The 22,036-nt window shown below is 65.1% G+C and carries 16 protein-coding genes; 12 read left to right on the top strand and 4 right to left on the bottom strand.

Going from position 1 to position 22,036, the window contains the following annotated elements:
• The first annotated feature begins 259 nt into the window (after nucleotides 1-259).
• Nucleotides 260-3,565 carry a hypothetical protein gene (locus tag OTER_RS00855; protein ID WP_012373001.1) on the top strand — a complete coding sequence of 1,102 codons (3,306 nt, stop codon included), beginning with the start codon at nucleotides 260-262 and terminating at the stop codon, nucleotides 3,563-3,565.
• 84 nt (nucleotides 3,566-3,649) lie between these two features.
• Nucleotides 3,650-4,453 carry a hypothetical protein gene (locus tag OTER_RS00850; RefSeq protein ID WP_148217958.1) on the top strand — a complete coding sequence of 268 codons (804 nt, stop codon included), beginning with the start codon at nucleotides 3,650-3,652 and terminating at the stop codon, nucleotides 4,451-4,453.
• A 262-nt stretch (nucleotides 4,454-4,715) separates the two neighbouring features.
• Here the strand turns inward: OTER_RS00850 and OTER_RS00845 are convergent, their stop codons facing one another.
• Nucleotides 4,716-5,684 (bottom strand): NAD(P)H-quinone oxidoreductase, encoded by a 969-nt coding sequence (locus OTER_RS00845; RefSeq protein WP_012372999.1) that lies wholly within the window; start codon nucleotides 5,682-5,684, stop codon nucleotides 4,716-4,718.
• A gap of 202 nt (nucleotides 5,685-5,886) precedes the next feature.
• Here OTER_RS00845 and OTER_RS00840 point away from each other — a divergent pair, with 202 nt between their 5' ends.
• Nucleotides 5,887-7,848 carry a glycoside hydrolase family 97 protein gene (locus OTER_RS00840; RefSeq protein WP_158305330.1) on the top strand — a complete coding sequence of 654 codons (1,962 nt, stop codon included), beginning with the start codon at nucleotides 5,887-5,889 and terminating at the stop codon, nucleotides 7,846-7,848.
• Nucleotides 7,849-7,873: 25 nt separating this feature from the next.
• Here OTER_RS00840 and OTER_RS00835 read toward each other — a convergent pair whose 3' ends face one another.
• The gene (locus OTER_RS00835; protein WP_012372997.1) at nucleotides 7,874-8,413 is read right to left on the bottom strand and encodes a response regulator; all 540 of its coding nucleotides are present in this window, start codon (nucleotides 8,411-8,413) and stop codon (nucleotides 7,874-7,876) included.
• A gap of 197 nt (nucleotides 8,414-8,610) precedes the next feature.
• Entirely contained in the window at nucleotides 8,611-10,656 is a 2,046-nt protein-coding gene (locus OTER_RS23480) for a methyl-accepting chemotaxis protein (protein WP_012372996.1), read from the bottom strand.
• 146 nt (nucleotides 10,657-10,802) lie between these two features.
• Between OTER_RS23480 and OTER_RS00825 the strand changes: the two genes are divergently transcribed.
• Nucleotides 10,803-11,966 carry a sugar ABC transporter substrate-binding protein gene (locus OTER_RS00825; RefSeq protein ID WP_158305329.1) on the top strand — a complete coding sequence of 388 codons (1,164 nt, stop codon included), beginning with the start codon at nucleotides 10,803-10,805 and terminating at the stop codon, nucleotides 11,964-11,966.
• Nucleotides 11,967-12,116: 150 nt separating this feature from the next.
• Here OTER_RS00825 and OTER_RS00820 read toward each other — a convergent pair whose 3' ends face one another.
• Complete coding sequence (locus tag OTER_RS00820; RefSeq protein WP_012372993.1) at nucleotides 12,117-12,449, bottom strand: hypothetical protein; 333 nt, start codon at nucleotides 12,447-12,449, stop codon at nucleotides 12,117-12,119.
• A gap of 298 nt (nucleotides 12,450-12,747) precedes the next feature.
• Between OTER_RS00820 and OTER_RS23475 the strand changes: the two genes are divergently transcribed.
• The 8 genes from OTER_RS23475 (at nucleotide 12,748) to OTER_RS00780 (ending at nucleotide 22,034) form a co-directional block, all read left to right on the top strand.
• Nucleotides 12,748-14,241, top strand: coding sequence for a sensor histidine kinase (locus tag OTER_RS23475; protein ID WP_012372992.1), 1,494 nt, complete (start codon nucleotides 12,748-12,750; stop codon nucleotides 14,239-14,241).
• Nucleotides 14,242-14,292: 51 nt separating this feature from the next.
• Nucleotides 14,293-14,478, top strand: coding sequence for a hypothetical protein (locus OTER_RS00810; protein ID WP_012372991.1), 186 nt, complete (start codon nucleotides 14,293-14,295; stop codon nucleotides 14,476-14,478).
• Between the two features lie 211 nt (nucleotides 14,479-14,689).
• A complete protein-coding gene (locus OTER_RS00805) occupies nucleotides 14,690-15,103 on the top strand; it encodes a Crp/Fnr family transcriptional regulator (RefSeq protein ID WP_158305327.1) in 414 nt (137 codons plus the stop codon).
• A 151-nt stretch (nucleotides 15,104-15,254) separates the two neighbouring features.
• The gene (locus OTER_RS00800; RefSeq protein WP_012372989.1) at nucleotides 15,255-17,057 is read left to right on the top strand and encodes a right-handed parallel beta-helix repeat-containing protein; all 1,803 of its coding nucleotides are present in this window, start codon (nucleotides 15,255-15,257) and stop codon (nucleotides 17,055-17,057) included.
• A gap of 270 nt (nucleotides 17,058-17,327) precedes the next feature.
• Nucleotides 17,328-19,022, top strand: a complete 1,695-nt coding sequence (gene ilvB, locus OTER_RS00795; RefSeq protein ID WP_012372987.1) for a biosynthetic-type acetolactate synthase large subunit — start codon at nucleotides 17,328-17,330, stop codon at nucleotides 19,020-19,022.
• Nucleotides 19,015-19,407 carry an ACT domain-containing protein gene (locus OTER_RS24750; protein ID WP_012372986.1) on the top strand — a complete coding sequence of 131 codons (393 nt, stop codon included), beginning with the start codon at nucleotides 19,015-19,017 and terminating at the stop codon, nucleotides 19,405-19,407. The genes ilvB and OTER_RS24750 overlap by 8 nt, the downstream gene beginning before the upstream one ends.
• A 127-nt stretch (nucleotides 19,408-19,534) precedes the next feature.
• Entirely contained in the window at nucleotides 19,535-20,695 is a 1,161-nt protein-coding gene (locus OTER_RS00785; RefSeq protein WP_012372985.1) for a XylR family transcriptional regulator, read from the top strand.
• Nucleotides 20,696-21,044: 349 nt separating this feature from the next.
• Nucleotides 21,045-22,034 carry an aldo/keto reductase gene (locus OTER_RS00780; RefSeq protein ID WP_012372984.1) on the top strand — a complete coding sequence of 330 codons (990 nt, stop codon included), beginning with the start codon at nucleotides 21,045-21,047 and terminating at the stop codon, nucleotides 22,032-22,034.
• Nucleotides 22,035-22,036: the final 2 nt, after the last annotated feature.

Here is a 22,036-nt window from a genome sequence, read left to right as displayed (position 1 = left end):
TTGGTCGAAAGGTCCAGCCGACGATTCGGGCGCGCCGCGCCGCGCGCGTGCGGTAGTGCACAGGCCGGGACATTACGGCCGTTTGGGCGCTCGTGGAGGTTTGGACAGGCTGGACCCAATCGGATCAGTCGCCGATGAGGCGGAGGTGCTAGGAGTCTGCAAGAAGAGGTGTTATGTGGCTGGAATTTCGGGAGTTGTCTCGGTTGCCCGCGACGCCAGACTCATCTGCAGCGCGCCGTGGCGCGCGGCACTTTCCGCCATGAAGACGCTCTTTGCCGGAGTTTGCTGGGTCGGGTTTGTCTGCGCCATCGGCCATGCGGCTGATGTTCCCGTTACCGCGAGCCCTGACGAAGCCGCCACCGAGGCCGTGCGCGAGCTCGAGCAGATGATCGCGCGGGGCGAGGTCGGCTGGTGGAAGAGCCAGGCGGATCCGAGTATCCAGTTCGTGAACAAGTACAGCGGGCTGGGTGGCGATGCGGTCGCCGCGCTGACATTAAACCAAGCGGAGCAACTCTGGCCGGCCTGGAAAACAGTCGGCAACGGCCTCGAACGATTCGGCATCGCGTGCTCGGTCTACAACTGCCTCAAAAGTGCCACCGAAGGGAAGTACGATGCGGCGGTGCTCAACGCGCTGAAGGATTTTCTGAAGTATCGAATGAGCAAGATGGGCGATGCGCTGGCGACCTCGGCCGCCGGCGTGGGCCTGATCGACTTTGCGCTGAACAGCTTTGGCGAAGCCGCGCTGCAGCAGATCAGCGACGACTACTGGTATGCATACTACCAGTATCAAGTACGCCGGCACGGCCGGCTGGGCGACTACGTGCGACTCATCACCGAAGGCGATGGCACGCGCCGCGGTTTCGAGGCCGTGGTGGCATCGCTCGACTCGTTTTGGGAGGATCCGGAGACCCATGGCATCCGCGGTTTCAGCGCGCTGAAGACTCAGGACCCGGACCACCAGGCGACTTTCCGCAACCGCTACCTGAAGGAGAACTTACTGCCGTTCCTGCAAACCTGGGCCGAGCGGGAGCGCGACAAGGCCGAGGCCGCTGCCTGGGTCGCTCTGCGGCGGCTGACCGAGGAATTGCAGAACACGGTCGTGACGGTCGATTTCGCTTTGCTCGAGAAAGGGCTCAACGCGCCGCCGGCCGGTGCGTCCGTGGATGTCGCGGTGGAGTTCTACAGCCCGGTCAGCGAGGTACGCGTGCTGGCCAAGGCTCCGATCGCGGAGCGCAACCGGCTGCAGTTCCCGCTCAAGGCGGCGCTCGGCGCCGACCGCAAGCTGCCGCGCAGCCTGAAAATCCGGCTCTACCGTCCGACGGACACGCAGCCGCCGGCCAGCTATGGCACGAACGTATTCGAGCTTGCCTGGAGCAACCCGGCTGGGGCGTGGCGCCGCGAGGCGAAGCCGGGGCAATTGAGCTACGTCGCAAAGACCGCGCTGCTCACTTCGGCGTGGAGTGAGTTCCCGGTGATGCTCACGGGCGAGGGCGCCGAGCGGATATCGTCCGTGACGTTCCGGCGATTGCCCGTGGGCTCTGCGGCGGACCTGCGCGAACTCGCGCGCAATCCTGGCGGCAACAGCGCCGAGTTAAAAAATGGACAGGGCAGGATGCGGCTGGAACACGGGCTCTACCTGGTCGACTGCCAGCAGGAGCTTTACGTCTTCACCCACGGGCCGGTGAAGATCAGCGGGCCGGAGTCACTGACCATTCCGGTGCAACGTGCCGTCGAGCAGTCGCCGGCGAAACCGGATCCGGCGGTGTTTCGCGCCGCGGTCGGTCAGGCGACCGAGGCCGTTCGACAGCGGCAAGGCGCGCAGCGTGAAGCGATCGGCCGGGCGGCGGAAGCGCTGCAGGATTACTGGCGCAGCACCTATCAGGCGGTGAACGGCTACCTGGCGACGGCGCGCGTGCTGCAGGAACAACTGAATGCCGAGTTGCGACAGCCCCAGCTCACCGTGGAGCAGCAGCGCGCGATCCGCGATCGGTACCAGCCGAGGATCACCGCCGCCGAGCAGGCACGCGATGCGACGGAACGCGCCATGCGGAGCACCCTGCAGGAGGAGACCAAAGCCACGGACGAACTTTTTCAGGAAGCGCAGCAGCGCTACAACGCGATCGGTCAGGAACTCCGGGCGGCGGACGACGAGCTGGGCCGGGCGATGAACGAAATCCGGCAGAAACTGTACCCGGTGAGCAGCGGGTTTGAGCAGCTGGCGAGCTGGGTGACGGCCGGTCGATTGGCCACGGCGTCGGCCGCTGCGTTGGACGGTGAGTTGGCGCAGATGCGCGAGCTGCTGAAAAAACTCGAGACGGACCTCCCGGCGTTGCTGCAGGCAGGCGATCAGCTGATCCCGCGGCATGCGCGCTACAACGAGGTCGTCGCCACGGTGCGCGAAGTCGAGACCAATGAAGGCCACACGATCTATTTCAACCCGCGGGATTGGGATGGCGAGGTCGGCACGTTCACCCTGCAGATCGACGCTATCCGCAACTCGAACCTGCTTCCTCAAGCCCGGACGCTGCTGCAAAAAGGTGAGCGCATCGTCGAGCGCCGCCGCGAGCGAGCGCGGCAGCTGGCGGCTCTTCGGCAGGAACTCGAAACGCTCGCGCAGCAGTTGCCGCTGCCCGACGAAGCGCTTTGGCGCGACCAGACGGCGCGAGCTCAGGCCAGGCTCGAGCCGCTGTTCACCGCGGCGGCGGCCGACGGCGAGGACGACACGAAGGCGTTCCAAGACGCACAGCGGGAGATGGCGGCGTTTCTCCAGGAACAATCGGCGGTGTGCGGCGACCTGCTCGAAGGGTCTGCGAAGGTGCCAACGGCCTACAGCCGTCTCCAGGAGAAGTTCGAGGAGTTTCAGCGACTGCAGCTGTGGCGCGAGGCGACTCCGGATTTCTGGTCGATGCTCGAACAGCAGGCCTGGAGCAAGGTACGCGCGCGCCAGACGGTCGTCGCGCCGCTCGTGGCGCAGGTCGAGGACGTGCGCCGCTGGCTGCGAGCCGGCGCGACGCGCGCTGCGCGCGCCCAGCGACTCGCCGCGGTCCGCGCCGAACTCGATCCGCGACACCCGGGGCGTGATCCCGCCGGTGAGGCCGAGCGGTTGAACCAGATCGAGGCAATGCTCGGCGAGCTGCCCACGCTGCTGGTGAAGAACGAGCGCGCCGCGTGGAACGTCGCGCGCCTGCAACTGGTGCGCAGCGGCCAGTTCGATGTCTGGCTGCGCAACCAGCCCAAGCCTTACGTGCTGTTCACGGCCCTGAACGACAAGCCCGTGGAAATCGGCTGCTACTGGCCCGCGACGCCCGACAACACCACGCCGCAGACGCAGAACGGGCTGTCAGTGACGGTGGGCCTCAAGAACGTGACCGAAGACTCACTGTACCTGCTGCAGGAAAGCACGGACGGCGGAAAGACCTGGCGAAACCTGAATTATTATGGCGGCAGCTGGCATGCGTACCTGCGCTGGCAGGAAGCCGGCCGGCGATTCCGCGCGCTGCTTCCCGGAGAGGAACAGACGCTCGATTTGCGGGCGTTTCCGCATTACCTCGCGCCTTCGGCCTGAATGCGTGCATCACTCCGTCGGGTGCCGATCTTGCCGCGCGCTGATGAACCGCGGAGCCTGCATGCGGTCGGAAACAACGCACGCATGAAAGGATCAAGCTCCCGGCTGGTTGCCCTTCTGTTGCTCGCCGCCGGCGCGGTGGGCGTGCTGGTGCTGTCGTTTCGACCGAGCCGGGTGGAGCAGGCGGCGACCCCGCCGCCCCAGGCTCCGCACAAGGAATGGACGCCGCTTAAGGAGCCGACCGAATCTCCGGAGCCGGAGCCGCAACTGCCGCATGGACCGGAGGAGCAAGAGTCGGCGGTGCCGCCTGATCGGCTCGATCCGAATGAAGCGCGCCCCGCGGCGGGCACGGGCGAGGCGTATCTCCACCATCTCGCCGCCTCGGTCGTCGAGGCCAATGCCGCAGCGCTCCAACTCGACGGCGCGCAACAGCAGCGACTCGTGGAAGACTTTCTGGAATTCCAGGAGATCCATGCCGAGCTCGCGGCGCAGCATCTGCGCGAATCTGGCTTCGATGGCTACACGCTGACGGCTCAGGTGCCGCCGTTCCTGTCCGAAGGCCGGGCGCTCCGCGATCTATTCTATGAGCGGTTGAAGCAGGATTTCCCGGAGGCGAGCCCGCGGATCACCGAGGAAATGGGCGCGTTTTTCGACACGCATTTCCGCGGCTATGGCGGCGCGGAACAAGCGTTCACCGTCACGCGCAGTCCGCAGCATCCGGACGCATTTCAAATCGAGTGGCGCGCCGAGCCGGTCGAAGGCGCGGCCTCGGGTCGCGCAGATGCGCCGTACGCGGGCAGCTCGGGCGTCGTGGTGTTCTCGCGGGATCAGATCAAGAACGGCGAATTCCGTTTTCTCGGAGATCTGATCGATCGCCGGTTTCCCTGAATGATCGACGCTGTGTGGGCGCCGCACGCCGTGGGAGGTCGCTTCCGCACAATGTAACCTATTAGGCTACATCGTGGGAAGAGGGCGTGGTGGCGCGCGACTAGAGGCTATGCGAAAACCGAGTTTTGCTGAGAGGCTCGGCGGGTAGGGCGAACCGTGCGGTGAGCCGCGGCCGCTCCACAGGCCCCAGGGGCCTCGAGCCTGTCAAAATGGCTCGGCGAGGACGCCTTCGCCCTGCCAACCGCGCGTTTTCGGATAGCCTCTACAGAGCGAGGACCAGCTTGCCGATGTGCTGGCTCGACTCCATTAACCGGTGGGCTTCGGCGGCATCGGCGAGCGCGAACACCTTGAAGACGTTTGCGCGGAACTGCCCCGACGCGAGCAACGGCCAGACCTCGAGCTCAATCTCGGCGGCGAGCGCAGCTTTGAACGTGCGCTCGCGGGACCGCAGGGTGCTGCCGGTGATCGTGAGCCGCTGCGACATCACCTGCAGGAGGTTCACCTCCACCTTGGCTCCTTTCGCGGCGTTGATGAACACCAGCCGGCCCTCGGGCCGGAGCAGCTTCAGGTTTTTCGCAACGTAGTCGCCACCGATCATGTCGAGGATGACATCGACACCTTCATCTTTGAGGGCGGCCGCGAAATCTTCCGTGCGATAGTTGATGCAACGCTCCGCGCCAACCACCTCGCACGCGCGACATTTCTCGTCGGTGCCGGCGGTCGCGAAGACGCGCGCCCCCTGCGCCTTCGCCAGCTGCACCGCGGCCATGCCGATCCCGCTCGTCCCACCGTGCACGAGAAACGTTTCGCCGCGTTGCAGCCGGCCGCGTTGAAAGACGTTCGACCAGACCGTGAAGAGTGCTTCCGGCAGTGCTGCGGCGTCGGTGAAGGACCAGCCCTTCGGAACGGGCAGGCAGTGACCCGCGTCGACGGCGACAAACTCCGCATAGCCCCCGCCGGCCAGCAGCGCGCAAACCGGATCGCCGACCTGCCAGCGCGTGACCTTCGCGCCACAGGCCTCCACGAGCCCGGCGACCTCGAGGCCCGGAATATCCGCGGCGACGCCGGCCGGCGCGGGGTAGTGCCCCTTGCGCTGGATTACGTCGGCGCGATTCACGCCGGCGGCTTGGACGCGGATCAGCACGTCCTCGTCACCGATCGTCGGCGTGGGACGCTCCGCCACCGTCAGCACCTCGGGCGCGCCTGGCTGGGAAATCACGACAGCTTTCATGCCTCCATCAGTGAAGCCGGATCTGCGAGTGCACAAAGGGAAAACGCTCGATCGGTGCACGAAACCCGCGGAGGGTTGCGCAGCCGGATCGCAAATCCCCGGGCCGGCGTGGCGCCTTTCCGTTTCCCGACTCGTTCGGTGCGCGTCATTGCAGCGGCGGAGAGTTTCCTTCTCGATCGTGCTTACCTCTCTCATGAACCCCATGATTCCTCTTCGCGTTGTGCGTTGGTTCGGCTGCCTCGTGGCCTTGAGCGTCGGCGGGTGGTGCGCCGTGCCCAGCCTGCCGGTTCTGCAATCGCCGGACGGGCGCATCGCCGTGCAGATCCGTGCCGGCGGTCAGCTGGCCTACGATGTGTTGGTCGACGAAACCGTCGTGGTGCGGGACGCCACGCTGGCGCTGCAGGTGGAGCAGACGACGCTCGGACGGCCGGCGGAGCTGCGGACCGTGACGCCCCGCCAGCACGACGCGACGGTACAGCCGGTCGTGCGGCAGAAAGCCGCGACGCTGCGCGATCGCTATCACGAACTGCGGCTCGAGTTCGCCGGAAACTACGCGGTGGTCTTCCGGGCCTACGACGAAGGTGTGGCGTATCGCTGGGAGACCCAGCTGGCGCAGTCGGAAGTGAAGGTGTTCGCCGAGGAGGCGGCGTTCAACTTCGCCGATAATCAAACGGTGTGGTATCCCGAAGAGGAGAGTTTCTTCTCGCACAACGAGCGGATTTTCCTGCCGCGTACGCTGGGCGACCTCGCGGCGAAGAACCTCGCGAGCCTTCCCGCCGTGGTGGAAGCGGGCCAGACGCGGATCGCGATCCTCGAATCGGACGTCGAAGACTATCCCGGGTTGTGGCTGCGTGGCACGAGCGGCAGTGGACTGACGGCCACGTTCCCGCCGTATCCGCTGAAAGAGGAACTCACCGGCGACCGCGATGTTCGCGTGACCGCGGCGGCGGATTACCTGGCGGTGACCCGGGGCAGTCGCACTTATCCGTGGCGGATTCTGGCCGTGGCGCATCGCGATGGCGAGCTGCTCACCAATCCGCTCGTCTATCTGCTCGCTGCGCCCTCGCGCGTGGCCGACACCTCGTGGATCAAACCCGGCAAGGTCGCGTGGGATTGGTGGAACGCGAACAATGTCTTCGGAGTGGACTTCAAGTCGGGCGTGAACACTGCGACCTACAAATACTACATCGATTTCGCGGCGGCGAACGGGCTCGACTATGTCGTCCTCGACGAAGGCTGGTATAAGCTCGGCAATGTGCTGGACGTCGTGCCGGAGATCGATGTGCCGGAGCTGGTGGCCTACGGCCGACAAAAGAATGTGAGCATCGTTCTATGGGTGGTTTGGAAGACGCTGGAAGACCAGTTGCAGCCTGCGCTCGACCAGTTCGCGCAATGGGGCGTGCGCGGGATCAAGGTGGATTTCATGCAGCGTGATGACCAGAAGGTGATGAGTCACTATCACCGCGTCAGCGCCGAGGCAGCGAAGCGCCGGCTGCTGGTCGACTTTCACGGCGCGATCCGGCCGGCGCTGCTCACGCGCACCTATCCGAATCTGATCACGACGGAAGGCGTGCGAGGCAATGAGTGGAACAAGTGGAGCACACACATCACGCCCGAGCACACGGCCACGTTGCCGTTTACGCGCATGATGATGGGACCGATGGATTTCACCCCGGGGGCCACGCTCAACGCGAACCGCACGGGATTCGCGGCGAACTTCGCCCGGCCGTCGAGCCAGGGCACGCGCTGCCATCAGCTCGCGCTCTACGTCGTGTTCGAGAGTCCGCTCCAGATGCTCTGCGACTCGCCGTCGCACTATCTTCGCGAGCCCGACATGATGGAGTTTCTGCGGTCGGTGCCCACGGAATGGGACGAGACGCGCGTACTCGATGCGCGTATTTCCGACTACGTGGTCGTGGCTCGGCGTCGTGGCGCCGACTGGTATCTCGGCGCGATCACCGACTGGAATACGCGCGAACTCGAGCTCGACCTGAGCTTTCTGTCCGAAGGGCGATTCACGCTCGACGAATACCGGGACGGTGTGAATGCCGACCGGTTTGCGCAGGATTACAAGCGCTCGCAGGTGCCGGTTAACCGGGAGACCAAGCTGAAGCTGCGGCTGGCCGAGGGCGGCGGCTATGCCGCTCGGATCTCCGCCGAGTAGGTGAGCGATCGGCCCGCGCCGGCGTTCACGCCGAAGCCGGCCCCGCCCTCGCGGGGGGGAAGGGCGAGCGAGAGTAGCGCTCGCCGATCTTGCCGTGCGCCTCGGTCCTGATGTGCATGCCGGTGCGAGTCGTGATCGGCGCTTCACAATGGCACCAGTATTCCATCATCGTTCGGATCCGATCGCAGAGCTCGGACGCGGTGGGCGGCTTCACAATGTAGCTGCTGGCCCCGAGCAGATAGGACACTTCAACATCGTCCGCGTCCGACGAACCCGACAGCACGATCGTGGGGATCACGGCCAATTCGGGGTGGTTGCGCAAAAACTCAAGTAGTCCGAGACCGTCGACGACCGGCATTTTTAGGTCGGTTATCACCATGCAGGGATACGGGTAGCGGTCCCGGTCGTCGAACGGGGGCTGGCCTTTGAGATAAGCCAGCGCCTCGGCCCCGTCGCCCAGCAGCTGGACCGGCGCCTGTACGCCGGCGAGCCGCATGCAATGCAGGATCAGTTCGCGATCGGCGGGGCTGTCGTCGATCACCAAAATCGTGCCGTTTTTGAGCATGGGCTACCGACCGGCGAATGCCGCGGGACGAGGAGGGGAAAAGGGATTCATGAGCGCGCGAGGTGGCACCAAGGCGCAGTACTCGCGGGGGTTTGGCATCAGCCTGCAACGTCCAAAAGGCTCAGGTTCGGCTGAGCGCTGGATCGGTGTAGTGCTGAGCAGTTGTAAACGACTTGCCGCCGCTGTCGCGGTCGATGTTACCGGCCGGCACCGCGAGCCACCGGCTCGAGCTTCCGCGCCGTTGTGCGAACGGCAGGTCGATCCTGCCACTCTCCGGGGTTCTCCTGCAGCGTCAGCCGTTTCCAATGCATGACCTTGGGCTGGAAGAATCCGGACTCCTCGAAGGCACGCGTGATTCGGCGCTGGTCGCGCAGCATCTTGATGCCGCGACGCAGCGTCTCGAGGAGCGTGGCGGCATGGGGGGAACCCGCGGCGATGATCCAGGCACGACTTTCCGGCAAAGCCACTTTGCAGTTCTGCACCGGCACGAGTTTCACCCCGTGGTTCTCGATGCTCATGTCTGGCGTCGAGGCGAACTCCAGCAAGGTGAAGTCGGCGCGCCGCTGGCGGATCATTTGGAAAACGTTCTCCATGCAGCTGGCGCGGTCCACGCGCTTGAGCCCCATGTTCTGCAGCGTCTTCACATCGACGGACCAGTTGAACACCGTGGCACCGACGAATTCGCCGAGCTGTTCCGCGCTGGTGAGCGCCTGCAACCGGGCATTGTCGGGCAGGCCATACAGGCCCTTCTCGAACTCGCCGTGATTGATGATGTTCTCGGTCTTGAGCACCTGGGAGCCGAGCTCGGTGATTTCGCTGTTCCACACGGTCTCCGCGGTCAGGTCGCAGTAACCTTGAACCACTTCGATGACGGAACGCCCGTGCGTCGGCTGCACCACCAGTTCGTAGTCGAAATCCAACCCGCCCGCTTTCAGTGCCTGCAGCTGCAGAATCAAGTCGACCGTCGGGCGATTCGCCCAGCTGCCGGAGAAGGCGTCGATCGCTTCGACGGGTCTTCCCGCGGTGGCTTGGCGGAACGAATCAGCCGCGAGCGAACAGGCAGAGATGCGCAAGTGAATCCGACCAGACTCGCCGGTAACGCCCTCCGTCGCGCGGTGCTCCACGCCGACCAGGGTGCGCACTTCCTCGATGGTTTGGTTGATCGCCCCGGACTCGGCGCTCATCTGCTGCGACGCGGTGGCCGAGTGTTCGGCGTTGGCGACCGTTTGCTGGATGATCTTGTCGACCTCCCCGATCGCGGTGTTCAGCTGCTCAATCCCGCGCGCCTGCTCCGCGGAGGCCTCGGCGATCTGCGACACGAACCCGCTCGATTGGCCGACCTTGCCATTGACGTCGTCGAATCGCTGGCGCGTCTCGGCCACCAAGGTGGCGGCCTGCGCCACTTGGGCGTTGGTCCCTTCGATCAACACCGCGGTTTTCTTGGCGGCTTCGGCGGCGTTGCGGGCGAGGGTGCGGACTTCGTCCGCCACCACCGCGAAGCTGGCGCCGAACTCGCCGGCGCGCGCCGCTTCGATCGCGGCGTTGAGCGCGAGGATATTCGTCTGAAACGCAATCTGGTCGATCGTGCTGATGATTTCCGACGTGGCCGCACTGCTGCGCTTGATCTGCTCGATCGAATCGAAAAGCCCATGCATGGACGTGCTTGCCTGGGTGACGGTCGTGCGCGTTTCGCCCATGAGCGCGTCGGTCTGCCGCGCGTGGTCGGCATTGCGCTCCGTCATGGACGAGAGTTCCTCGACGGTCGCGGCGATCTCCTCGATCGATGCGGCCTCGCGGGCGGTGACGGACGTCAGCGCCTCCGCGTCCTGCGCGATCCGTTCGGTGTCCTCCTGGATGCGTGCGGCGCCGTCGGTGAGCGCGTCGAACTTGGCCCGCAGCGGCCTCAGCAGGTTGAAGCGCGCCAGCGCGAAGAAGGCACCTCCCAGCACAATGAAAAGAGCGACCGTTTCGCCGACGCGCAGCCAGATCAGTCGCTGGGCCTGGCGGGTGAGCACCGGCTGCAGCTGGGATTCCATGCGCGTATCCAAGGCATCGACATTCTGGCTGTGCACCGCCGCGTTCGCTTCTGCTACCGCGATCGCAATCACCTGTTTTTCCAGTCCCCGCACCAAGTTCCCCCGCACATACAACGCGTAGACCACCGCAGCCATCGTCGTGGCGCCAAGCACCACGATGGCACACCAGGTGCCCAACCGACGAAGAAGGTTAGTTTGGGCCGTCATAGGATCACGGTCATCGCCGAGGGGTGACGACCCGCGGCCGGATGCGTCGTGACGCTGCGCACAGGCAACACGGAGTCCTGCCCCGTACCAAGGAGGCACGAGGACCAACTCCGCGAAAGGGGGTTGCGGACGGTCATCGGGGGGAGGTGGGCTCGGCGCGGGATCGGGCCGAGCGGTTGTTGTGCCGCCAATTATCGGCGCAAAACGCGGTCGCTAAAATTTTCCTTACCTCAACGGCAGCCCCCTGCTCACTCCGCGGGAGCCGCAGAGACGAGGCCGAAGCAGAGAATTCGGTCGAGGCCGGCGCCGAACTGACCGATAACAGCGGGGTTGTGCGATGCGTCCCAAACTCCCTGGATGCCGCGAAACCCCGAACCCCGATGAAGTTCCTCCAGCTCTCGTTGTTGATGGTGGCAGCGTTTTTGGCGCGCGAAACCGTGGCCGCGGTGAAGATCGGCGTCCTGCTGAAGGACCGCGACCTGTTCTGGTCGGCGGCGGAAAAAGGCGCGTTGGACGCGGCCCGCGCGGCGGGTGCCGAGGTGATCGTGAAGGCGCCGCTGACGCCCAATTCGCTGAGTCAGCAACTTGCGATGCTAAATGCCCTGCTCAAGGAGCCCATTGACGCGCTGGTGGTGGCACCGCTCACGCCCGAGGACTTTCGCGGGCCGATCGAGGCGTTGCGCGCGAAGGGAGTGAAGATCGTTGCACTCGACACCGCCCTTCCGGAAGGGCTGGCAGACGTTTTCGTCGGCTACAACCAAGTGGTGATGGCGGAAGACGCGGGCCGTTTCCTGGCGGAGTTGGTGCCGGACGGCGACCGCGCGGCTTTGCTCCGAGCGAATTCCATCGAGGGAATGAGCGTGCGCGAAAAGACGCTGATCGCGACATTCCGCGCGGCGCGCGGCCAGGCGACGCTGTATACGGACGTCGTCGCCGGCTCTGAAAAGCAGGACGACTATGCCAAGTCAGTGATGTTGCTGGAGCGTCATCCGAACGTGCGGGCCGTGTGCACGCCGTTCAGCGCCGCGAGCCTCGCGATGATTCGCGCCCTGCAGGACAAGGGGCTCGCCGGCAAGGTACTGCAGGTCGGGTTCGGTTCGTCGCTGCCCGACGCGGTCGCAACCGCGATCGAGAATGGAAGCATGGCCGGCTGGGTGGCGCAACAGCCGCGGTTGATCGGCAGCAAGGGGGTTGAGGCGGCGGTGCAGTTGCTCGCCGGGCAGACGCTGCCTGCCTCGCTCGACGTGCCTTATTTCCTCGTCACCAAAGCCAACTTGAACACGGCCGAGGTGCAGGCGATCCGTCGGTAAGCCGCGGGCTAGCCGAGCCGGCGACGGCGGTGATCGAGGCGCGCGCGACGCGCACGCACCCGCCGCAACAACAGCAACCGCCCCGGCGTCATCGCCGGGCGGCGCTCCTGGCTCGAAGGTGTTTTCGGGCGGATCGCCATGATTTCGTCGCTAGATTTTGAATGCGTTGTTCGTGATAAAGAAAATGTCCTGCGGGCTGACGGAGTATTTCTCGCCGTTGGTGACCGTGATCTCGACGACGCTGCCAACCGCGCGGAGGCCCACGACGCCATAGATGGTAAACTGTTTGTCGCCCTTCTGGAGCACCACCGACGCTGGTCCGGGCGCGAGTTCCTTGAAAACCTGCGCGTGACTCTCAGCGAGCGCTGGCAGGCCGTTGGAGGGCACCAGCGCCGAGCGTTTTTGCTCGGCAGCGTCCTGCGCGGAGCTGGACGCGACGGCGCAGAGCGCAAAGAGGATGGGGAGCAGGAGGGCGTTTTTCATGGCGGAGCAGCGCAGAACGTGGATACGCCGCAATGGACCCGGCGGATCGCCCCGAGTGGCCGGAAGTCAGGCCCCGTGCACGGATCGGGTATTTGCCGATTGCCGCCGCCGTTTGGCCCCAGCGGCACGCAGCGCCCGCTGCGGGAGCCAAATGTACCACGAGTCTTCTCGCTCAATCTTCGCCTGAGCAGGCCGATAGAGCATACCGACCGAGCCATCCTGAACTGGTTCGCGCCGTCCATGCCAGTCAGCCCCGCCTGCGTGCCCCAGCCAAACACGATCGCGGTAACCCTCCGGCATGAATAACTTCAAACAAACCTTGTATGAGGCGCTACTCGTCGCCTTCGGGAAGACGCTGGCCAAATACAATGCCTTCGCCCAAGCCACCATTTTGCGCGACGTCGGGCGCGAGCTCATCGACTACCTGAACCGCCACGGGTTCGCGTTCGAAGAGACGGGCTCGGCGGACGACCTGGCGCGGCTGACCGAGCTGTTCGTCAAGAATGGCTTTTGCGAAAAGCTCGAAGTGCAGCCCGCCTCACGCGGGCAGAATTTTGTCTGGCACAATCTCTACGGCCGCGAGGCCTACAAGGAACTGCACGAGGTCTCCGACAATCCTTTCCTGGCGTGTCCCCTGAACCTTTGCCTCTACTACATCGCGGACAAAAACCACAAATCGATGCATCTGCTCAACAAGTCGTTCGCGACGGACGGGGCAGTAGTCGAATCCCAATACGAGGTCGTTGACGAGGAGCCGCTGGAACAAAGGAAACTCGATCCCCTGGTGATTGAAAACGCGCGGCTCTACCAGCTCGCGCGCGAAAAAGCGGAATCGCTCGAAAAGGAAGTCGCCCAGCGCGTGCGGGCCGAGGCGGAACTGCAGGCGCAAAAACAGGCGCTCGAGAAAGAGATCGAGGAGCGCAAGCGGGTCGAACGCGAGGTCGAAAACGTGCACCGCCAGTTGGTCGAGGCCTCGCATCGCGCGGGTCAGGCGGAGGTGGCCTCGAGCGTGCTCCACAATATCGGCAACGTGCTGAACAGCGTGAACGTGTCGACCTCGCTTATCGGCGACCGCGTGCGCAATCTTCGTCTCGGCAACCTGGCGCGAACCGCGGATCTCATCGAGCAGCACCGGGCGAATCTGCCGCAGTTCCTGACGGAGGACGATCGCGGCAAACGACTGCCGCATTTTCTGGCGGAGCTCTCGCGTCATCTCAACCAGGAGCAGACGGAACTCGCCGTCGAAGTCGCCGGGCTCGAGCGCGCGGTCGAACGGATCAAACAGATCGTCGCGGCCCAGCAGACGTACGCGCGCGCCCCGGGCGTGGAGGAAAACGCGAGCATCGCCGAGATCGTGGACGAGGCGATCCGCGTGCAAGCGTGCGCGGCCGAGAAGAATGCCGTCCTGATCAGCGTCGACATCGGCCCGTTGCCCAACGCGCGGCTCGACCGTCGGAAAATCCTGCAGGTGCTCGTGAACTTGCTGCACAACGCGCGGCACGCATGCGAGCAAACCAGCCGGGCGGACAAGCAGATCATCGTGCGCGTCCGGCCCGATGGCGATCGGGGCGTACTGATCGAGGTGGCGGATAACGGCGTCGGTATCGCTCGCGAGAACCTGACGCGCATCTTTGCTCCGGGATTTACGACTCGAGCCAGCGGTTCCGGCTTTGGACTACACAGTGCGGCCCTGGCCGCGGCGGAAATGGGCGGCAGCCTGATCGGGCAGAGCGAGGGGCCGGGTCATGGCGCCACGTTTATCCTTCGGCTGCCATTCGGCGCCGCGGGTTGAACGCCAAAGGGCCGCGAGCCGCGGCGCCAAGAAGCTTGGCGCTCGGGGCGCATGCTCGCACACTGGAGCATGAAGAAGCCGACCAGCGAGGAGAAACGCCGGATGTGCACGCGCAAGCGGCGCTACCGCACGCAGGCGGACGCGTTGGACGCCGCGCTGCTCCTCGGTTTGCAGCGTGAGCGCACGGCCTATCGTTGTCCTCTCTGCGGCTGTTGGCATCTGGCGACCGCGCGGTAGCGAGCCGGCTCATCTTCGCCCGACGCGGGCTCCGCAATTTCCGGTGTTGCCGCCCGATGGGTGGGGCTTCTCGCGAGGGCCGAGGGCGCACCAAGGCGCGGCCCGCCAAATTGGAAATACCGTTGTCTCGCTCGTGCAAATGAAAGATTTGCTCGCGACAGACCGGCGTCGCGGCATCATGCCGCCCGTTGGAAGCGAGCTCGTTTCCCGCATGAACCTCACCCCGCAGCCAGCCAACGGCCATTCCCAAACGGCGACGTACGCGCCGCATCAGGTGATCGAGGAAGAGGGTTCGCCTCACGGCGGCTGGTATGTGCTGCTGAGCGGACGGGTGGGGGTGTTCAAGCGAGGTCGGCAGATTGCCGAGTTTGCCACGCGCGGCGCGGTTTTCGGTGAGATCGGCAGCATTCTACGCCGGCCGCGGACCGCGCAACTGATCGCGCTGGAGCCGACGAGCGTCATCTACTTCGATACCGATCTGGACCAGCTGATCGAGCATCATCCCAAGGTGGCGAAGACCATGCTCATCAGCCTTGCGGAACGGCTCGGGCAAACGACCGACGCGCTGTGGTCCACCGAAGGCAAAACCAAGAAGCCGGCCAGGAGCCGGGCGAAGAAGCGCTGATCGCCGCGCGCTCACGCGAGCGTCAATAGTAAGCGCAACGTTGCCCGTGTTGGCGTTTGCTGATGTCACGCCCGCCCGTAGCTTCGGAACGTTTCCGATTCTGAAACGTCGGGCGTGCGCCCGAGGTTCGGCACTCACCCCTTCGATCGACATGAACTTACGTTTATTCTTCCGCTCCTGGCCGCTGGCCGCGTTTTGCGCATTGCTCGGCGCTCTCCCGCTTTCCGCCCAGCCGTCAGGCGGGCCTTACGGCCCGATTCAGCAGCGTTACGAATTGCCTCAGGCAAAGACGATCTACTACGTCGCGCCGGACGGGCAGCCGGCGAACTCCGGACAGTCGCTGGACCAGCCGACCACGCTGGAAGCGGCGATCGCCAAAGTCGTCACCGGAGACGCGATCATCCTGCGCGGCGGCACGTATCGCACGGGCGGGCTGAAGCTGAACCAGGGCATCACCCTGCAGCCCTACGCCGACGAGCAGCCAGTGCTCAAGGGCACACTCGTGGCGGCGGACTGGGTTGCGCAGCCGAACGGCCTCTGGCGCACCTCGTGGACCAAGCTCTTCCCGGCGAAGCCCGCCGATTGGTGGCGGCGCGATCGTCAGGCGCGGGAGACGCCGCTTTACCTGTTCAACAACGACATGGTTTTTCTCGATGGCGAACTGCTACACGCGGTCGGCTACGAGAACCAGGTCGACGAGAAGTCCTACTGCATCGATTACGAGAACGGATTGATCTTCATCGGCACCGATCCGACGAACCATCTCGTGGAGATCACCGCGCACGACAGCGCGCTCGTGCGAACGATTGCCGACGTGCACGGCAAGAAGAACGACCACAAGGGTCCGGCGATCCGCGGACTCACGTTCACGCAATACGCGTATCGCGCGCTCGAGGTCGAAGGCACCGAGCCCGACCGGCTGATGGATCCCGCGGACTTCGGCAAGGAGGTCGTCGGCACGACGCTCGAGCACGTCACCATTTCGTTTTGCTCGCGCGTGGCCGGCTATTTCCGCGGCGACAACTTCGTCGTGCGCCACTGCCTGATTTCCGACAACGGCACCGAGGGCATCTACGTCATCGATTCCGCCGATATTCTCCTCGAGAAAAACATCATCCGCCGCACGAACGTGGAGAAGATCTCCGGCTACTACGCGTCCGCCGTGAAGATTTTCAATCAGTCGTATCGCGCGGTGGTGCGGGACAATCTGATCATCGACAATCCCGATGCCAGCGGCGTGTGGTGGGACGTCGGCAACGTGGATGCCCGTTTCCTCAACAATTGGGTGCAGAATACGAGCGATGGCTTCTTCTTTGAGATTTCGAAGCGCGCGATCTGCGCCGGCAACGTGTTCGTCGACTGCCCTCGAGGCGTGTGGGTGCTGAACAGTTCCGATGTGCACGTCTATCAAAACACGTTCTACAACAGCTTCGCGTCCTTCGTGCGGACCGAGCGGAGTGCGGCGGGCGATCACTTCGGCTGGCACCCGAGTACCGGGCCGGATGTCGATCAGCGCCACGGCCACATCTTCGTCAACAACCTGCTCGTGGCGGACGAGACGTTCAAAGGTCCTCTGTTGATGGTGGGCCAATCGGAAAAGGTCGCGCACCTGAAGGACTCGCCGCTGAGCCAGCTCGACGGCAACGTGTATGTGCGTCGTGCGGGCGCGGTGCCGCAGCCGTTGATCGCGTGGAATCCGGCTCCGACCGAAAAGGGTTCGATGGAAGTGAAGACGTTGGAGGACATCCGGAAGATCGACGCGAAGTTCGAGACTCACGGTCGCGCCTATGCGGATTATCGGGGCTGGCTGTTCCGGGGCGTGGAGCTCGGTCGCTTCGAACTGCTCGCCAGTTTCCCGGCGGCGAATGTCACGACGCCGCTGCCGGAAAACATCCAGAAGCTGCTGGGCTGGAAAGCGGCGGGCTTCCCCGGCGCCTACGCACCGCAGCGCTGATCGCGATCGGCATGACACGGCCGGCGCAGCTCACGCTTGACATCGACCCCGGCCGTATTCTTTCTCCCGGCACTTTCATGATTCTCTCCGGCAAACGCGCCCTCTCGATCTCCGCCGCCCTCGTTGCGGTCGTCGTCGTCGCGCCTTTCGGCACGCGAGGGTCCTGATCGTAACCAAACGACTTTGCCCCTCCGGTGCCGAACCGGAGGGGCTTTTTTTGGCTCCTTCGCGCGGCACCGGGCGGGCGTTCAACCACAACCCGTATCCACCATGTATCTCACAGGAGCCCAAATTCTACGCACGTTGCTCGAGCGGCAGGGCATCGCCACGATCGCTGGCATGCCCGGCGGCGCGATCCTGCCGTTCTACGATGCGCTGCATTCCACCGACGGCGACGGCACGATCCGCCACGTGCTTGCCCGCCACGAACAAGGCGCCGGTTTCATCGCGCAAGGGATGGCGCGCGTCACGGGGCGCGCGGCCGTGTGCCTGGCAACCTCGGGCCCGGGAGCAACGAACCTGCTGACCGCGATCGCGGACGCGCAGCTCGACTCGATCCCGCTGGTCGCGATTACCGGGCAGGTGCCGCAGGCGTTGATCGGCACGGATGCGTTTCAGGAGGTGGACACCTACGGGCTCACGCTGCCGATCACCAAGCACAACTTCCTCGTGCATTCGGTGGAGGAGCTGCTCGAAACCGTGCCGCTCGCTTTCACGTTGGCGGAGTCCGGCCGGCCCGGGCCGGTGGCGATCGACGTGCCGAAGGACGTGCTCAACGCGCGGCTCGAGGTCGGCATCTGGCCGGCGCCGGGTGGGCGCAGGACAGCGCCGTCGTGCGATGAGGCGCAGATCCTACAGCTCGCCCAGCAGCTCAAGCACGCCCGTCAACCCGTCCTCTATCTCGGCGGCGGCGTGATCGCGGCGGACGCGGCGGGACTGGCCCGCGCGCTCGCGCACCGGTTGTCCGCGCCGGTGGTGTCCACCTTGATGGCGCTCGGGGCAATGCCGCCCGACGATCCGTTGTTCATGGGCATGCTCGGCATGCACGCCGCCAAGGGCACGAACTTCCTGCTGGAAGAGGCGGATCTGCTGGTCGCGATCGGTGCGCGGTTCGATGATCGCGCCACCGGGAAGGTTGCGGAGTTTTGTCCGCGCGCCGCCATCGCTCACATCGACATCGATCCGGCCGAGCACGGGAAGATCAAGCAGCCGATGCTCAGCCTGGTGGGCGATGCCGCGGACATCCTGCGCCGGCTGCTCGCCCACGTGCCGCAGCAGGCACGATCGGCCTGGTGCGCCCGCGCGGCCGAACTCCGCGCCGCGCACCCGCTCGTGCATCCCACCCGCGACGATGATCCGCTGCATCCGATCAACCTGTGCCGCTCCCTGGCCGAAGTGCTGCCGGACGACACCATCGTGGCGACCGACGTGGGCCAGCACCAGATGTGGGTGGCGCAGGCGTATCCATTCCGCCAGCCGCGCACGTTGCTGACGTCCGGCGGGCTCGGCACGATGGGCTTCGGGCTGCCGGCTGCGATCGGCGCGGCGCTCGCGGCGCCCGGCCGCCGGGTGCTCTGCGTGAGCGGGGATGGCTCGATCCTGATGAACATTCAGGAGCTCGCCACGCTCGCCGAGCTCGACCTGCCCGTGGCGGTCGTGATTTTTAACAACGGGGGCCTCGGCTTGGTGCGCCAGCAGCAACAGCTGCTTTACCAGCAGCACTATTCCGCCTCGCGGTTTCACGCCACGCCGGACTTTGCCGCGATGGCGCGAGCGTTCGGCATCCGTGGCGTGCGACTCGATCCCGCGGACAATCCGCTCGAGGCCCTGCGCGAAGCCCTCGCGGCGGATGGACCGTGCGTGATCGATGTGCCGATCGAACCGACCGCCAACGTGTATCCCATGGTGCCGCCCGGCGCCGCCAACCGCCAAATGATCGCCGAACCCGCCCTCTCCCATGCTTGACTCATCCACCCTCCTCCCGCGGCCATCGCACGAACCTGCCGAGCGTGATGCCGCACCCGAAGCCGCTGCCGACGCAGCAAAGGGTCACGTGATACGTGACACTTCTCCAAACGCCAGCGAGGTGGTGCTCGAGCTGCGGGTGAGGAATCATCCCGGCACGATGTCGCACGTCACCGGGCTGTTCGCGCGGCGCGGATTCAACCTCGACGCGATCCTCTGTGTGCCCGTCGGCGACGGGGCGACCAGCCGCATGCTGTTGCTCGTCTCCGACGAGCCGCGGCTTGAGCAAGTCGAACGGCAGCTGGCGAAGCTTTACGACGTGCTCGAGGTGCGGCATCGGCCGGATCTCAGCGGGGAGACGTTCCAAACGTTCGCAGCGGGCTAGATCGGCAGTCCGGCGGGAGCCGAGATCGCCGGTCCCGGGCCGGGCTCACCGCGCCCGGCCTGGCGCTGCCGATCGCGGTGTGGTCCGCGTTGCATATTCGAACCGGGCCCGCCTAGAGTCCGGGCGGATGAGGCCGAAGATCCTGCTGGTCTTTTTAATGCGATTCGAGGAAGCCGCGCGCACGCTGCAGGGCATCGTGCAGTTCGAGCGGACGCACCGGCAGTGGTCCACGTTTCTTGACGACGAAGCCCGGACCGCCCGCGATGCGGGCTTCCTGCGCGGCGAGCGGTGGAACGGCGTGATCAGCCGGCACACGTCGCCGATGATGGTCGAAACCTGTCGCGAACTCGGTATCCCGCTCGTGGACCTGAACGACGTACCGCCGTTTCCGGGCGTGCCGAAAATCCGTCCGGACAACGTGGCGATCGGGCATCGCGGCGCCGAGCATTTGCTCGAGCGCGGATTCAGGCATTTCGCGTTTTGCGGGTTCGCGCAGGAGGGCTGGTCGTGTGAACGCCGCGAGGGTTTCGTCGAGGCGCTGAAGCTCAACGGGCATTCCTGCGCGGTGCTCGACGTGAACTACCCGGGTGTGATCACGCCTGAATGGAACGCGGCGCAAACCCGCGAACTGATCGGCTGGCTCAAGCAGCTGCCGAAGCCGTGTGGCATCATGGCCTGCGTGGACGTGCGCGCGTTTCAGGTCCTCAGCGCCACGCAAAACGCCGGACTGCTCGTGCCCGAGGAGATCGCGCTCGTGGGCGTAAACAACGACACGATGCGCTGCGAGCTTTCGTATCCGCCGCTGTCCAGCGTGGCGCCAAACTCTTCTCACGCCGGGTACCACGCAGCGGAATTGCTGGACCGGATGCTGCGGGGCGATGACCTCGGGACGATCGACACGCGCATCGAGCCGCTCGGGGTCGTGACCCGGTTGTCCACCGACGTGCTGGCGGTGGCGGACAAGCACGTGGCGGCCGCGTTGAGTTTCATTCGTGAGCGCTCCTGTCGCGGCATCACCGTGCAGGATGTGGTGACGCATGCCGCGGCGTCGCGCAGCCAGATCGAGAAGAAATTCCGGCAATTCATCGGTCGCTCGCCGCAGGCGGAGATCCGGCGCGTCCAACTCACGCGCGTGAAGGAACTGCTCCTGGAAACCGACCTGCCGTTGAAAACCATCGCCAGCATGACCGGGTTTGAGCACGACGAATACATGTCCGTGGTTTTCAAGCGCATGACCTCGTTCTCGCCTGGGCAGTTCAGGAAACGGGCTAAGTTGACGCGCGTTTGAGCGGCTATCTCGGCCGGCCTGAGGGCGCGATGGACCGTGGTCTAATGCTAGCGCTAAATTGCTGCGAACGGTTGTTTACGAGCTGAGATCGGTTGCATTGGATCCGCCGTGGCCCGGATCAGGACCCCCGCCATCCCGATCCGCTCCCCCACGGCGGCACCGATCGACCGAGGACCTGCTCCTCGCCCCGATCGTCCCAATTTCCCGAGGCAGTCTTGAGCAACTGAGCTCGGGGGTGTTAGCGCTGCGCACCGGTTCGCCGGTGCGCAGCGTCTTTTTTGGAGGAGGCGCCGGTGGATTCGCCCGTCGTTTCGCGAACCTTCGTGCGGCGTCGCGCGTCAGTGTTCGCATGGAATACCGCCAGCTTGGCCGCACGGGATTGAAGGTCTCGGAATTCTGCCTCGGCACGATGCAGTTTGGGTGGACGACGGACGAAGCGAGCGCCGTTCAGGTCATGGACGCTTTCGTGAACGCCGGAGGAAACTTCATCGACACGGCCGACATCTACACGACCTGGGGGCCGCGCGGACTGGCGGCCGGCGGCGAGTCGGAGGAGATCATCGGTCGCTGGCTCAAGGCCCGCGGAAACCGCGGGGAGCTGGTGGTCGCGACGAAGGTGCGGGGCCGGATGAGCCAAGGTCCCAACGGCGAAGGGCTATCGCGCCGGCGTGTGATCGCGTGCTGCGAGGATTCCCTGCGGCGATTGCAGACCGAGCATATCGATCTTTATCAGTGTCACTGGGTCGACCTCGAGACGCCGATCGACGAAACGCTGTCGGCGCTCGACGATCTCGTGCGCTCCGGCAAGGTCCGCTACATCGGCGCGTCGAACTATCCCGCGTGGCGGTTGATGGAGGCGCTATGGCAGAGCGACCGGCATGGCTACGCGCGGTTCGTGAGTTATCAGCCGCAGTATTCGCTGATGGAGCGGGCCGGTTTCGAGATCGAGGCGATGCCGCTCTGCCGGCACCACGGACTCGGCGTGATCCCGTATTCCCCGCTCGCGTGCGGGTTCCTTAGCGGCAAATACCGCCGTGGCGTCAACGTGGAGAGCATTCGTGCCGGGGAGGTCCGCGAGCTCTACGCACACGAACGCGGCTTCGCGCTAATCGATGAACTCGAGCGGATCGGTCGAGCGCACGGCAAGACGATCGCGCAGACCGCATTCGCGTGGATGCTGACCAATCCCGTGGTGACGGCGCCGATCATCGGCGCGAACGACGGGCGCCAACTGCAGGATGCGCTCGGCGCCGCGGGCTACCGGCTCAGTCCGGCGGAGATGGAATCGCTGCACGCGCTGACGAAGTATCCGAAGAACTGGCGCCCGATCTGGGACTGAGC

The organism is Opitutus terrae PB90-1 (assembly GCF_000019965.1).
In the GTDB taxonomy this organism is placed as follows: domain Bacteria; phylum Verrucomicrobiota; class Verrucomicrobiia; order Opitutales; family Opitutaceae; genus Opitutus; species Opitutus terrae.
Note: the sequence above shows the minus strand (reverse complement) of the source record. Positions and strands in the feature narration are given on the sequence as shown.